The sequence below is a fragment of the Ruegeria sp. BHSA163 genome, assembly GCF_059613365.1.
In genome coordinates, this window is record NZ_JBXWSJ010000055.1 from 1 (window position 1) to 13,772 (window position 13,772).

Here is a 13,772-nt window from a genome sequence, read left to right on the forward strand (position 1 = left end):
ACCGTCTCTCCGATGCGTCCAGCCAACTCTCCAGCCCGTCACCAAACCCATAAAGACCCGGTGAAGCGCCTTCTAAGCCCAACTCAATACTTCCGCAAGAAGAAAAAGACATGCAGAGCATTTTTTTTGCCTTTTTGTAATTTATCATTTAATTTCAAAGTTTTAGAAAATGAAAAAGTACCAAGATAGCATTCAGTTTCCTTGTAAAAAATGTGTAGGGCACTCATGGGCAAAATCTCAGGCGAAATGCGGTCACTACATGTTGGGTAACAACAAGGGCCGCATACAAGACTCCTTCGAAATTGGCCTTCTCAAGACTCATTTTGAGAAAGTACGAATTCAAAATCCGTCACCGCAATTAAACCCAACAGCTTGCGTCTGAGCCCAAGATGAGTTCATCTCAAACCGCGAGACAACTCTCCGCAAAAACTCCGAGGACGAATGACACTGAAGCCGCTTGTTCCACAGGTTCGCACCGTTGGCATCGACGGTATTCTTGTAACTTTCGCAGATAAGATGTCAGAAGACGCAAACCGCGCTGCACTAGCGCTGAGAAGCGAGATAGAAAACCTGAACTGGAATGGCGTCGAAGAAACCTCGACCTCCTTGGCTTCAACGTATATCCGGATTGATACGGCCAAGGTGACGCACGCTGATATTTCTAACTTGCTGCGGCAGGTTTTGGACGCGCGCGACTGGCATAATGCCCCGCTTCCTTCTGGTCGAAAGCTCTGGCGTGTACCGACTGTTTATGGCACCGACCTTGCTCCTCAATTGGACGAAACCGCTAAAGTTGCAGGTTTTACGCCCGAAGAGGCAATCGCACGTCTTAGCCGAACCCGGGTGCGGGTGCTCACAATAGGATTTGCGCCGGGTCAACCGTATCTAGGCCCGCTGGGGCCGGAGTTTGATATTCCACGGTTAAAAGACCTTACCCCGATGGTTCCCGAAGGAGCACTGGTTCTGGCCATCTCGCAACTGGTCTTGTTTTCAGGACCAAAGCCAACCGGTTGGCGTCACGTAGGTCAAACTGCGTTTCGCTGCTTTCGCCCAGAGGCTGAGAAGAGCTTTGCATTGAACCCCGGTGACGAAATGTTGTTCGAACCTATCACCAAAGAGCAACTTATAGAAATTCAAAGCAAGAATTCAGACGGTTCCGGCGGCGCGATTTGTGAGGATATCGACGCATGAGCCTGCTCGTTCACAGCGTCGGTCCCGCTTGCACCATACAGGATCTTGGTCGTCCCGGATTTCTGGACCAAGGATTGTCACGTTCAGGCGCGGCGGACCAGCTCGCACTGCACGAAGGCGCTGCCCTGCTTGGTCAAAACCCGGGTTGCGCCTCTTTGGAAATGGCCGGTATGGGTGGTGTGTTTGAGGCAACTCAAAACATCTGGATTGCTTTGACCGGGGCCCCAATGTTCGCGAGCATAGACGACAACCCCGTTGTATGGAACGCGTCACACCCGTTACTCAAAGGACAGCAGCTGACAATCGGTGCTGTTCAGCAAGGCAACTATGGTTATCTGCATGTTGGCGGCGGCTTCACAACTGATCGCTTTCTGGGTTCCCGGTCAGCCCATTTGACTGCGGATATCGGTGAGGCGGTCAAGGTCGGGGATAAATTGCGTTGCAACCCGGTTACGGGCGACGCTGCTGTTAAGCTGCACACGGCAAACAGATTCACGGGGGGCACGCTGCGGGTTGTGCCCAGCTTTCAAACCCCTTTGTTCGACAAAACAATCTTGGATCGGTTCGCGCGGACAGAATTTGAACGTGGCGCACGCGCCAACCGGATGGGGATGCAACTAGACAGTGAGGGAGAAGGCTTTTCCGCCAAAGGGCAACTAAACATTTTGTCCGAGGTAATAACGCCCGGCGATATCCAAATGACCGGCTCAGGAAATCCCTTCATACTGCTTCCTGAATGTCAGACGACCGGAGGGTATCCGCGTATCGCGACTGTCATACCCTGTGATCTGCCGCGCGCGGCTCAGACTCCGACAGGAGCAAAAGTGCAATTTGAATTTGTTTCACTGGACGAAGCTTTGATACTGCAAGGTACGTACCTGACCGAATTGTCAAAGCTACCATCGCGCGTCGAACCGCTGATACGTGATCCGTATGACATCCCCGACCTGCTGTCCTACCAATTGATCAGCGGAATGGTCTCTGCCAATGAATAAGGAGGTTTGACAATGCCCCAAGTTGATCTGAATGCCGATATGGGTGAAAGCTTTGGCCCATGGAACATGGGGGATGACGAAAACCTATTGAAGATTGTAACATCAGCCAACGTTGCTTGCGGATTACACGCGGGTGACCCCGACGTTATGGCTAAAACCATGGCGGTGGCCAAAGAACAAGGTGTTGGAATAGGAGCCCATCCGGGGTTTCCCGATCTTCAGGGATTTGGCCGCCGAAACATGAAGATACCGCTTCCAACCTTGCGCAACCTTGTGCGCTATCAGTTGGGCGCGGCGCAGGGAATGGCCCAGGCCGTGGGGGCAAATGTTCGACACCTCAAGTTGCATGGGGCGTTGGCGAACATGTGCTCGGTCGACGTAGACATGGCGCGTGCCTGTTATCAGGGCGCTTTGGATGTTGATCCTGACATCATCATCATGGTTCTTGCTGTCACAAAACAGGAAAAGGCCGTACGTGAGCTGGGTTGCAAATGGGTAGGCGAAATCTTTGCTGATCGCGCATACAACGACGACGGTACTTTGGTCGATCGTAGTTTACCCGGCGCTATTATTCACGAACCGGGCATTGCTGGCCCACGAATACTGAAAATGGTGAACGAAGGTGCAATAATCACGGAAAGTGGGAAGCGATTGGAGACGTCGATCGACACCATTTGTCTACACGGAGACGGACCCACTGCAGTTCAGATTGCCCGTTCGGTGCGAGAAAGTTTGATTCAGGGTGGCGTCGAGGTAACGAAATTCACCAAATAGAAAACCGGGTTCAATCTTTAGGATTTAAGTGCCTGCTGTTGCGCAGGGAAATTTCCACCCCTAGCATGTGTGAATGAGCATGTTCAGATTACTAGAAATCCAGGCGATCCGATCCTGATCCGACCAGCGCTGAGCAAGGAGACTTGAAAATGTCTTTCGATCTGATGTCCTATCAGCCCAGAGGCGACAAGAAAAACTCTGACTTCTTTGCTGAATATCTTCCAAAAATCTATGAGCGACGGAATAGTTCCGGCGTTGCTGATCAAGTCGGACCGATGAGGGCGATTATCATTCAAGTCGAACCAGCGTCATTGTTCGACACATTAGTCGAACTTTACGTGATGACTCCGTACAGGCACACAGCCAGCTATCTGGGCAAAACACACAAATTCGCGGTCATGCATTCACACCCGGACTATCCGGCACTGATCGTGATGGCGCCACTCAGCGATAAATTCGAAGATTTCATCCCGCGAATTAACCAAATGTATCCATTGGCGCGTGGTACACCACAAACACGTTATGTCGGCGAAGTGTTCGGTGCCGTCGATCTGGAAGCTCTTACCAGCACATTGGAAGAGCAAAACATTCGTTTCGAATATCACGGCGACACGGAAAACCCGTTTTACACTCAAAGCGGTTTCCGGTTCACGACGCCATCTGATTTCACCTGCAATCGCGTCGGCTATTCGACGTTGGATTTCAACGACCCGGACGGTCTTGGTCTGGGCGACCGCGTGTTGCTGAGCGCGTCGGAAACGGCGCGGTTAGAAGAGGCTGCGGGCTTTGGCGAGGAAAGCAAAATCTCACCTCTGATGCTGGGAATCGATCATTTGGCCACCCGTGTTTTGGCTGGCGAGCGAGAGGACGCAATCCTCGAATTCCTGACGATGGTGCCCTACTATTTTTGGGGTGCTTACAATATTTTCGACATGAATTCGTCTACAAACGTAAACCGAAACCCAAATGTCGATGATGACAAAAAGTCTCCTGCCAAAGTGTTCACTGCGAACAATACTCCATCTTTTGTGAACTCATTTGCCAAACTGCCGATGCCGACCGAGGATTTCGTTCGCAACTTCGGTCGCCGCCTACATCACATGGCTGTCGAAATTCAGGACGGAGATCATGGCGCGGGTGAGAAGAACGTCGACTTTGTAGTCAATACGCTCAAGGACAAGGGCGTTCCGTTTTTGGCGCACGTAGTGGGTGAGTGCAAAGATGATCCCAACCTGAAACAAATATTCTCTAAACACTCGAAAAACACTCTGCTGATTACCGAGTATATCGAGCGCTGTCATCACTATGATGGTTTCTTCACCAAGGATAACGTCGCGGCCTTGACCGCTGCCGCAGGTCAGGACGAGCAATACCAACACGGACATGTATTCGACTGATAGCCTAAATCAAAAATGGCTGTGAACTCACGCTCACAGCCAGTGTCCTTGAGTGGTAGTTTACCAGGCCTTATGACGGCCCTATCATGAAACATGTGACATTGCGGGCCTGTAACCTGCGGCAGGCCAGATCGGCTTGTTCGCGGGTCATACCTTGAAACGTAGCGTCAAATCCGCTTGCGCTCTGGTTTACCTTGCGCAGGGTTCCTTCCAGCGTCGTCATCTCGGAAAGCGCAGTTTTTAGAAGAACTTTCTCAGCCTCATAGCGGGTCGTATAACGGCCCACGTTTACGCCCCACAAATGTCCCCCAGAGGTCGACAATCGCGTCACGACTTCTGGTTCTGGTTCTGGCTGAGGCGCGGTTTCTATAGAAGCCAGCACCACATCTTCTGAACTATTATCGTCATTTGATTTGATGTCTGCGGCAGCTATTGCAGCAGCGATTCCATCCTGAATGCGGGCGCCGTTCTTGGCAGCCGTTTCCGCCACGGTTCCTGCAACCTGCATCGCAGCGTTCGGACGTGGCCGCAGCAATGGACGCAAGCTGGATACTGGTGCCCCAGTTAGGCCAGCAACTTTGGCAAATTCTCCCAAACCGACATTACCGGCATATTTAGGACGTGATGGCTTGCGGATTGGCGCCCGCGAAGGAGCACGACGAAAACCCATATCCAACAACTCTGCCACACGCGCATTTCGTGAAGCACCGGATTTTCCACCAAAGACGGTCGCGATGATCCGTTCATCCTTACGTTTGGCCGAAGCAACAAGATTGAACCCTGCAGCGCGAGTGTAACCGGTCTTGATCCCATCAGCTCCCTTGTAGGCTGCAAGCAAGCGACGGTTGGTATTCGGAACCGTTTTGATTCCGGCGTGAGTGGATTGACGTGAGAAGAGATTGTAATACTGCGGGTAATCGTACAGCAGGTGACGCCCCAATGTGGTCATGTCCCGCGCGGTCGACAAATGCCCGGCTTCAGTCAGGCCATGCGCATTCTTGAACGTAGTACGGCTCATCCCCATCGCTTTGGCGGTTCGTGTCATCCTGCGGGCAAACGCTGCCTCGGACCCGCTCAGAGTTATTCCGATGGCAGTAGCCGCGTCATTGGCCGATTTAACAGCAGCCGCGCGGATCAGATAGCGGAATGCGATGGTTTGCCCCGCCCGCAACCCCAATTTCGAAGGCGGTTCGGAGGCCGCCTTCTTTGTGATGCGTACCGGCGTATCAAGAGTTATTTCGCCGTTTCTTACCGCCTCGAAAGCGATGTAGAGCGTCATCATTTTGGTTAAAGATGCCGGGTGCAACCTGGTGTCCGCGTTGCGGGAATGCAGCACCTCTCCTGTACGTGCATCAATTACCATGGCTGCGTATGGCGCCGCCACAGCTTGCAATGGCGCAAAAGAAAACACCCATAACACTAAAATTAGAAGTAAGCCCATCCGGGCCGGAGCTGTCCGCCGAACCTGCACGATCTTTGCCTCTGTCTGCCTCGAGCCGCCGAGTTTTCCCGGTCAGCGTGTCTAATTATTAATTGGATCAAGGCTAGCACAGTGTCGTACTGAAATAAACCGAAAGCTCTGAGAGAGGTGATCCCAGATAGGTCGCATCAGTCCTATATGTTGTGTCCCGAGAGGAACAATCTACTAAACCGAGGATTTCGACTGAAACTGTGTTTCATCCATGGCAAAAATTTTCTGACTGGGACCAATTAGCAACATCATCGTATCGCTTGGACTAAGCCGTCCAACTCCCCTAGGTCGGTCAGCGCTCGATAACGGGGATTGTCCTCAGGTGTATCAGCCTGTTCAACCTCCCAAACCAAACCATGAGGTACATGCACGCCCCAGCACCCTGCAAGAATGGGGGCCACCACGTCGGATCGCATCGAGTTGCCTACCATCATTGCGGAATGCGGCCCATCGCCATGTTCCGTGAAAACAGCACGATAAATATCCGGCGTCTTTTCCGATACGATTTCCACGGCGTCAAAAAGGTCACCCAGGCCCGATTGCGCCAGTTTTCTTTCCTGATCTATAAGATCACCCTTGGTGATTAATACCACCTTGTAGGTCCCGGTTACCGCCTCGACCGCTTCGCGGGCATACGGCAAAAGCTCTATCGGATGTGCCAGCATATCTTGTCCGGCTTCGATAAGCTGCCGGATAACCGAAGCGGGTACTTTGTCCCGAGTCACCTCGATTGCGGTTTCAATCATCGACAAGGTGAAACCTTTGATCCCGTAGCCATAGTGCCGAATATTACGCTTTTCCGCAGCCAACAGTCGATCCATCAGGTGATCACGTTCAGCATAATCGACCAGCAAATCTGCAAAATGTGATTGTGTCAGTTGAAAGAAACGTTCGTTGTGCCACAGCGTGTCGTCCGCATCAAAACCGATGGTGGTCAATCTCTCATCCATCTCGAATCCGCCCGGCTCCTCTTTCCTCTGACGGTACTGACGTTATATAAGCCGTGAAATAAACCGAAGCCTGAATCGGATTCTCACAAGAAATGATTGAAACCCCGTGGATCATGTCTGACAAATCGGACGAGGACGACGATACATCAGTCCTGGTGCAAACGCGCCCAAAGACTAAGCGCCCACCACTGTACAAAGTGTTGTTGCTAAACGACGACTACACCCCGATGGAGTTCGTTGTTCACGTCCTTGAACGGTTCTTTGGCATGACACATGCGCAGGCTTTTGAAATCATGCTGACCGTTCACAAGAAGGGCGTTGCCGTCGTGGGCGTATTTAGTCATGAGATCGCCGAGACCAAAGTTGGACAGGTGATGGATTTTGCGCGTCGGCACCAGCACCCCCTGCAATGCACAATGGAGAGAGAAGAGTGAGACGGAACCGAGCCTGATCACCCTTGTTCACTACGCTTGTAGGATCCATATATGTCACCTCGCCTGAGCCTTGCCATTGAAAACGGCCTGACTTTGTCGCAACCAGTGTCCTTCATTGGCGCAACCCCAGCCAATGATTTACCCAAAGAATTTTTGGGATCACAAGTGGTTCAACCATTCAAGCCGTTTCACGACCACTTCGCTTCGATTGGCTTTGCAGCGATCGCCGAGGCTGATTCAACGTGTCATGATGCTGTAGTCTTTTTGCCTCGTTCGAAGGAGTTGGCTCGAGCCATGATATGTCAGGCTTGTCGTCGGGCCAGCCACTTGGTCGTAGTGGACGGCGCCAAAACCGATGGCATTGACAGCCTTCTGAAAGACATCCGAAAGAAAGTTTCGGTCGAAGGCCCAATATCAAAGGCCCATGGGAAAATTTTCTGGTTTCATTCTGACGAGCAGGCATTTGCCGATTGGGCCGCACCGGAAATGCAAACCGTCGATGGGTTCAATACCGTACCGGGAGTGTTTTCCGCCGACGGTATCGATCCGGCTTCGGAGTTGCTGAGTAAGGCACTTCCCCCGCGCCTTGGCGCCAAAGTAGCCGACTTAGGAGCGGGTTGGGGGTACCTCTCTTCCCATCTCTTGAGAGATAAAAACCTTGTCACCCTGCACCTTGTAGAAGCCGATCATGCAGCGCTGTGTTGCGCGCGAACCAATGTTAAAGACCCTCGCGCAAAATTCCATTGGGCAGATGCACTGAAATGGACCGCTGCCGAGCCGCTGGACGCCGTTGTAATGAACCCTCCATTTCACACATCCCGCGACGCTGATCCCGGATTGGGTCAGGGATTTATCCGGTCTGCCGCGCACAATCTGGCGCGTTCGGGCGAACTTTGGATGGTGGCAAACCGCCATCTGCCTTACGAAGCGACGTTGAGCGAGTCTTTTGCCCGCGTCGAAGAAGTCACCGGTGACAATCGGTTCAAAGTTATCAGGGCCTCTCGCCCCCGCCGGTGATCCCGGCTAACCTGCGCCGCAACTCAGGAGGAAGCGCATGTCCTTTTCCATAGCTGGCAAAACCGCGATCGTCACCGGCGGTGCCAATGGCATTGGTCTGGCCATCGGCCGTCATTTCGCAGATGCAGGTGCGAACGTCGTTTTTGCGGATATGGACGAAAAACGCTTGGTTAACGAACTGGGCGAACATGCCGACGACAGCAATATCCGTTATTTCGCTGGCGATTTGCGTGAACGCCTGACCGTTGCCAACCTGCTTTCGGCAACGCTCGACGCATTTGACCAGGTAGACATTCTGGTCAATGGCTCACGACAGGTAATCCCCTCGGATCCACTTGATGCCGATGACGATTCTGTTCGAACATTGCTGAACCAAAACTTAATGCCCGCGCTACGCCTTAGCCAGCTGATCGCAAAGCGCATGATCAAACAAGCAGATGGCAACGAGGAGAGCCCCGCAGGGTCTATCATTAACCTGTCTTCGATTGCGGCCCGCCGAACCCATCCGGACCTGATGGCCTACTCAGTGTCAACTGCTGCGCTGGATCAAATGACCCGGTCGTTGGCGGTTGCGCTGGCGCCGAACCGCATTCGCGTAAATTCAATCGCCCTGGGATCGGTAATGAGCGCCTCATTGCAGTCTACCCTTAAGGAAAACCGTGACTTCCGGGAGGACATCGAAAAACATACGCCTCTGGCTCGTATCGCGGCACCGACTGAACTGGTTGAAACCGCGCAATTCCTGGCTTCGGATGCCGCGGGTTTCATGACCGGGCAAATTCTAACCATCGACGGCGGCCGCACCCTGTTAGATCCGGTCGCCGCCCCTGCTCATTAAAGCCAATGTTCGAACGCGAGAAATCTACTGCCTCTGCATGGTTCCGGCACTTGCGCGACGAAATCGTCGCTGCGTTTGAAAGCCTCGAGGATAGCCACAATTCGGGTCCGTTTTCAGATGCTGAACCCGGTTGCTTCGAAATCAGAGAAACCAAACGACAATCGGATGATGGATCTGACGCCGGAGGTGGGCTGATGTCGGTGATGCGCGGAGGTCGAGTATTCGAAAAGGTCGGCGTTAACGTCTCTACCGTTTTCGGCACACTTGGCGAGCGTGCTCAGCAGGCCATGGCTGCGCGCAAAGGTATTCCCGGAATGACTGAAGATCCCCGATTCTGGGCGTCAGGGATCAGTTTGGTCGCGCACATGCAAAACCCGCATGTGCCAGCCGTCCACATGAACACACGTATGTTTTGGACACCGCATGCATGGTGGTTCGGCGGTGGGTCGGACCTGAACCCATGCATCGAATATGAAGATGATACCACGCATTTTCACGCCACGCAGAAATCACACCTAGACCCGCATGGAGCCGGACTTTATCCACGCTTGCGGGACTGGGCGGATGAGTATTTTTATATCCCTCACCGAAAACGCGCGCGTGGCGTCGGCGGTATTTTCATGGACGATTATTGCACGGGCGACTGGCAAGACGATTTTACACTGACCCAAGATATTGGCCGGGCTTTTTTACCTGCCTATCTGCCGCTGGTTGAAAAACGCCGATCCCAGCCATTTTCTGAAAACGACAAAAATGCGCAGCTGGTGCACCGCGGCCTCTATGCTGAATACAACTTGGTTTATGATCGTGGCACCAAATTCGGACTGGAAACCGGGCATGATCCAGACGCCGTTCTGATGAGCTTGCCACCGCTTGCCAAATGGGTCTGACGCCTAGAAACCCATGTCTATGAAATTGTCGAAACAATAGTTTTGCGCCGAAGCGGCGGACAGATTCTCGCCGACTCTATTGACCGTCAGGGAATATCCCGATTTGGTATCCGCACCCGGCGGAGGTGTGAATGAAAAATTGACTGTGCGAGCACCTTTTTCATAGGCTTTCGAAACATAAATCCGTTGCGAGTTTGAAACGCCCAACGTACGAACTGCGTAATCACCGATCCCACACCAATAAGTAACGGCAGCGGAGGACCCGCCGACAGGTTTCACCTGAAAAGTTCCATCCTTTAGCGGTGTGATCTGGGTTCTGAATTGCGGTCTGAGTTTATAGCCAAAACCAACGCCTTGACCCCAGGCGGAAGTTGCCGCAAAAGCAACCAAAGTCAAAATCATGCCAGATCGCATCGCTAAACATCCCGTTGCCAATTATCGGATTTAAGTGCTTTCGCCAATTAACTCGCCAAACCTACGACATTCCATCCCATGGTGAAACACCCGCTTAGGCTGATGAACCGCACGACAAAACCCCGTGGAAAGAACCTTTGTTTGATAATGATATCGGGCACTAGTTCGATATTTCCACTAATTTAGGTGCCATTTGAAAAAACCGTTTCCAAAAGACTGGTTTGATCTACCTCCGGAAAAATACGCAGATCTAGGTGCCCTATTCTATCTGGCCTCCCTCACCAAAATACATAGTGGGCGCAAACTTGGCCAAGTGCTCTACGCGTTTGAAACGCCATTTCGTCTGGGGCAATATCACATCTTCCGGCAAAATGGTTTTCCGCGTGGGTTTGTGACGTTTGCGGGTCTCAATCCTGAAGCCGAATATCGCTATGCCGTCAAAGAAGAAGCATTGAAAGAGGCCGACTTCACTTGTGGCTCATCTTTTTGGATCATCGACTTGGTGGCTCCATTTGGCCAAACCAATCAAATCGTCGAAAGGTTAAAAAAGGAAATTCCTCATCCAAGAGTTCGCACCAACAGAATGGATAGCGACATGACCCGCAATAGAATCGTGGAATGGACTCGTGATAGCGCAGGTGAAGTTCATATGAAACTTTACCGCAAGAAAGAATTCGCCCAAGTCCTCAGCAAGGAAGGCACATAGATGGTTTCAGTAACGGGTGACACCACTGGATTTGTGACGGACGACCCACCAAATGTGGCGACGGGAGATTTGGACGCAGTTAGCCCGCTGACTATCATCGATGAAGATTGGGAGATTTCAACGCCAGCAACTTTCGGCACGGCTTCTGTCGATCCGGATACTGGGGAGTGGACCTATACTGTTGATCCCACAATCTTTGACAATCTGGATGGCGGCGAGGTTCTAATCGATACTTTCGCAGTCCAAGTCACAGCAACAACCGTCTCGGTAATTGGCACAACTCCTTTCACTTCGGCACCAGAAATCATTACCGTTACTATTGAAGGGGTCTGTTTCACCGCAGGAACTTTGATCGAAACAGAACATGGCATCGCTGCAATAGAGAGCCTGTCTGTCGGCGACAGGGTTATGACAGCGGATCGAGGGCTTCAGCCAATCCGCTGGATAGAAAGTAGTTTGCTGCCCCCTGAGCGATTGAGGCGCAACCCAGCAATGCGGCCCGTTCGAATCTCTGCAGGCAGTCTTGGTGGCGGTCTGCCCAGAAGGGATCTGCTAGTTTCACAGCAGCACCGAATACTGATCGGCGGCCCAAAAATCGAGATCTTGTTCGGCGCGCCCGAGGTACTTGTCGCCGCCAAACATCTATGCGCATGGCCGGGCATTGTAATTGACATGTCTGATGAACCCGTCACCTACCTGCATATTCTAATGGATCATCATGAAATTTTGACGGCAGAAGGGGCCAAGGCCGAAAGTCTGTTTCTTGGCGAAGAAACCTTACACACCCTGTCGTCTGACGCTTTGCAGGAATTGGCAGACATTTTTTCTGACCGCCCGACGCAAAACCAAATGGGCTTCGGTCATGCCGCACGATTGATTTTACGAGAGCACGAAGCGTTGGCTCTGGCCTAAATTGATCCTGCTGGTCCGCCAACGTCCTGTGGGGCCAAGGCAACGGTTTTTATTACGGCATAGCAATGGCTGCCGGGCTGCAACCCCAACACATCAACGGATCGACGGGTTACGCGCGCCAGCACTACTCCGGCCTGAGTCTTGAGGGATACAATCGCACCGGGTCCTTCGCCGGATCGCACCGCTTCGACTTGACCATCCAGAATGTTCAGCGCCGATAGTCCTTCGGGTTTTCGATCAGACAGTATGACTTCTTGCGCCGGGATGCGTATGCGCAACTCCTCTCCGATCTGATGAGGAATGCGGGGCAAGAACAGACGTGCCCCGCCGGCATCTAATTCGGACAATCCGTCGTCATGGTGACGGGCCACACGGACCTGCAGCACCGCACCTACCGCGCGAATACCAGCGGGTGCGATAGACGGGTCAGAAAGAACCTCGGACGCGGGTCCTTGGCGAACAACTTTGCCTTCTTGCAAAGCTACCACAAACGTTGCCAGCCGCGCGACTTCGGCGGCTGAATGGGTTACGTAAAGGATGGGCACCGATACCTCATCTCGTAACCGTTCGAAATAGGGAAGTATTTCGGCCTTTCGTGCGTCATCCAGCGCCGCCAAAGGTTCATCCGCAAGGATCAGACGCGGCGCTGCAAGCAGCGCACGACCGATGGCAACGCGCTGTTTCTCGCCACCAGACAACTTCGCTGGGCGGCGGTCCAGAAGATGCCCAATCCCCAGCATCTCAATCACGCGGTCGGGGTTTTCACGACGTGCACCCCGAGGTGCAAACCAGCGGCCATATAATAGATTTTGACGTACATTCAGATGAGGGAACAGCCGCCCTTCCTGAAAGATGTATCCCAGACGACGACGGTGCGGCGGCAACCAGATGTCTCTTTCCGCGTCGAAAAGAATTCGATTATCAATTGTGACCTGCCCAGCCCGGGGTCGCAATAGCCCGGCCACTGCATTAACAACCGTTGTTTTGCCCGATCCCGACCGCCCGAACAAGACGGTTACACCTGAAGGCGCGTTAAAGTTCAGGTCCAAAGCTATGCCAGGCAATTGGTGTTGGAGGCGAACAGAAAGGCTCATGATCCTGCCACCCGTTGCGCGGCACGGCGACCGACATATTCCGACAGCAACAATGCAGTCATGGCAACAGCGATCGAGATAATGACCAGCCTAGTGGCTGCGGCCTCGCCCCCCGGCACTTGTAAAAAAGCGTAAACCGCCGATGGCAATGTTTGAGTTTGCCCCGGGATGTTGGAAACGAATGTAATTGTGGCCCCAAATTCCCCCATCGCCTTGGCAAATGCCAAAATTGCTCCGGCAATAACTCCGGGCAGGATCATCGGTAAAGTGACTGTTAAAAAGACAAAAAACCTAGATGCGCCAAGGGTGGAACCCGCTTGTTCAAGCCGTGGATCCACCGCCTCGATCGAAAGACGGATCGCACGGACCATAAGCGGAAAGGCCATGATCCCAGCAGCTAATGCTGCGCCAGTCCAGCGGAAGGCAACGACAATTCCGACCTCAGCCAATAAACGACCAATGGGGCCTTGCACTCCGAAAGTCAAAAGCAAAAGATAACCGGTCACGACAGGTGGTAGGATCAACGGTAGATGCACGAGCCCGTTCACAACCTGGCGCCCGGGAAAACGCCAGCGCGCCAAAGCATAAGCCACAAATATACCTAACGGTAAGGACACCACCGTAGCCCAGAAAGAGACACGCAAAGAAAGGCGCAATGCTTCAAGCTCCGCAGGTCCGAGCCATCCCAT

At 52.8% G+C, this 13,772-nt stretch carries 16 protein-coding genes; 11 read left to right on the forward strand and 5 right to left on the reverse strand.

Annotated elements, in window-relative coordinates:
* From AC2FNV_RS19340 to AC2FNV_RS19360, 5 genes are all read left to right on the forward strand, one after another.
* A partial coding sequence (locus tag AC2FNV_RS19340; RefSeq protein WP_496774174.1) for a hypothetical protein occupies positions 1–189 on the forward strand: 189 nt, incomplete at its 5' end.
* 252 nt (positions 190–441) lie between these two features.
* Positions 442–1,191 (forward strand): 5-oxoprolinase subunit B family protein, encoded by a 750-nt coding sequence (locus AC2FNV_RS19345; RefSeq protein ID WP_170606199.1) that lies wholly within the window; start codon positions 442–444, stop codon positions 1,189–1,191.
* Positions 1,188–2,186, forward strand: coding sequence for a 5-oxoprolinase subunit C family protein (locus tag AC2FNV_RS19350; RefSeq protein ID WP_170606198.1), 999 nt, complete (start codon positions 1,188–1,190; stop codon positions 2,184–2,186). Before AC2FNV_RS19345 ends, AC2FNV_RS19350 begins: the two co-directional genes overlap by 4 nt.
* A 12-nt stretch (positions 2,187–2,198) precedes the next feature.
* Positions 2,199–2,960 carry a LamB/YcsF family protein gene (locus tag AC2FNV_RS19355; protein ID WP_170475284.1) on the forward strand — a complete coding sequence of 254 codons (762 nt, stop codon included), beginning with the start codon at positions 2,199–2,201 and terminating at the stop codon, positions 2,958–2,960.
* A 149-nt stretch (positions 2,961–3,109) separates the two neighbouring features.
* A complete protein-coding gene (locus AC2FNV_RS19360) occupies positions 3,110–4,357 on the forward strand; it encodes a hypothetical protein (protein ID WP_170606197.1) in 1,248 nt (415 codons plus the stop codon).
* 70 nt (positions 4,358–4,427) lie between these two features.
* On the opposite strand, the gene AC2FNV_RS19365 is transcribed toward AC2FNV_RS19360, so the two are convergent.
* Together AC2FNV_RS19365 and AC2FNV_RS19370 are read right to left on the reverse strand one after the other, a co-directional pair.
* Positions 4,428–5,798, reverse strand: a complete 1,371-nt coding sequence (locus AC2FNV_RS19365) for a D-alanyl-D-alanine carboxypeptidase family protein (protein ID WP_170606196.1) — start codon at positions 5,796–5,798, stop codon at positions 4,428–4,430.
* Between the two features lie 278 nt (positions 5,799–6,076).
* The gene (locus AC2FNV_RS19370; protein ID WP_170475278.1) at positions 6,077–6,778 is read right to left on the reverse strand and encodes an HAD family hydrolase; all 702 of its coding nucleotides are present in this window, start codon (positions 6,776–6,778) and stop codon (positions 6,077–6,079) included.
* Between the two features lie 92 nt (positions 6,779–6,870).
* Between AC2FNV_RS19370 and clpS the strand changes: the two genes are divergently transcribed.
* Genes clpS through hemF form a run of 4 tightly spaced genes read left to right on the forward strand, consistent with a single transcriptional unit; the run spans position 6,871 to position 9,957 of the window.
* A complete protein-coding gene (clpS, locus tag AC2FNV_RS19375) occupies positions 6,871–7,212 on the forward strand; it encodes an ATP-dependent Clp protease adapter ClpS (protein ID WP_170606194.1) in 342 nt (113 codons plus the stop codon).
* Positions 7,213–7,263: 51 nt separating this feature from the next.
* Positions 7,264–8,229 carry a class I SAM-dependent methyltransferase gene (locus AC2FNV_RS19380; protein ID WP_170606192.1) on the forward strand — a complete coding sequence of 322 codons (966 nt, stop codon included), beginning with the start codon at positions 7,264–7,266 and terminating at the stop codon, positions 8,227–8,229.
* Positions 8,230–8,266: 37 nt separating this feature from the next.
* Positions 8,267–9,067: an SDR family NAD(P)-dependent oxidoreductase gene (locus tag AC2FNV_RS19385; RefSeq protein WP_170475272.1), complete on the forward strand. Its 801-nt coding sequence runs from the start codon at positions 8,267–8,269 to the stop codon at positions 9,065–9,067.
* 5 nt (positions 9,068–9,072) lie between these two features.
* Positions 9,073–9,957 carry an oxygen-dependent coproporphyrinogen oxidase gene (hemF, locus tag AC2FNV_RS19390; protein WP_170606190.1) on the forward strand — a complete coding sequence of 295 codons (885 nt, stop codon included), beginning with the start codon at positions 9,073–9,075 and terminating at the stop codon, positions 9,955–9,957.
* A gap of 3 nt (positions 9,958–9,960) precedes the next feature.
* On the opposite strand, the gene AC2FNV_RS19395 is transcribed toward hemF, so the two are convergent.
* A complete protein-coding gene (locus tag AC2FNV_RS19395; RefSeq protein WP_170475268.1) occupies positions 9,961–10,371 on the reverse strand; it encodes a hypothetical protein in 411 nt (136 codons plus the stop codon).
* Between the two features lie 193 nt (positions 10,372–10,564).
* On the opposite strand from AC2FNV_RS19395, the gene AC2FNV_RS19400 reads away from it, so the two are divergent.
* Both AC2FNV_RS19400 and AC2FNV_RS19405 read left to right on the forward strand, forming a co-directional pair.
* Positions 10,565–11,077, forward strand: coding sequence for a toxin-activating lysine-acyltransferase (locus AC2FNV_RS19400; protein ID WP_496774178.1), 513 nt, complete (start codon positions 10,565–10,567; stop codon positions 11,075–11,077).
* Complete coding sequence (locus tag AC2FNV_RS19405) at positions 11,078–11,989, forward strand: Hint domain-containing protein (RefSeq protein ID WP_496774179.1); 912 nt, start codon at positions 11,078–11,080, stop codon at positions 11,987–11,989. It begins immediately after the preceding gene.
* On the opposite strand, the gene modC is transcribed toward AC2FNV_RS19405, so the two are convergent.
* Both modC and modB read right to left on the reverse strand, forming a co-directional pair.
* Positions 11,986–13,083 carry a molybdenum ABC transporter ATP-binding protein gene (modC, locus tag AC2FNV_RS19410; RefSeq protein WP_170606184.1) on the reverse strand — a complete coding sequence of 366 codons (1,098 nt, stop codon included), beginning with the start codon at positions 13,081–13,083 and terminating at the stop codon, positions 11,986–11,988. The genes AC2FNV_RS19405 and modC overlap by 4 nt on opposite strands.
* Positions 13,080–13,772 carry a molybdate ABC transporter permease subunit gene (gene modB, locus AC2FNV_RS19415; protein WP_170475260.1) on the reverse strand — a complete coding sequence of 231 codons (693 nt, stop codon included), beginning with the start codon at positions 13,770–13,772 and terminating at the stop codon, positions 13,080–13,082. Before modB ends, modC begins: the two co-directional genes overlap by 4 nt.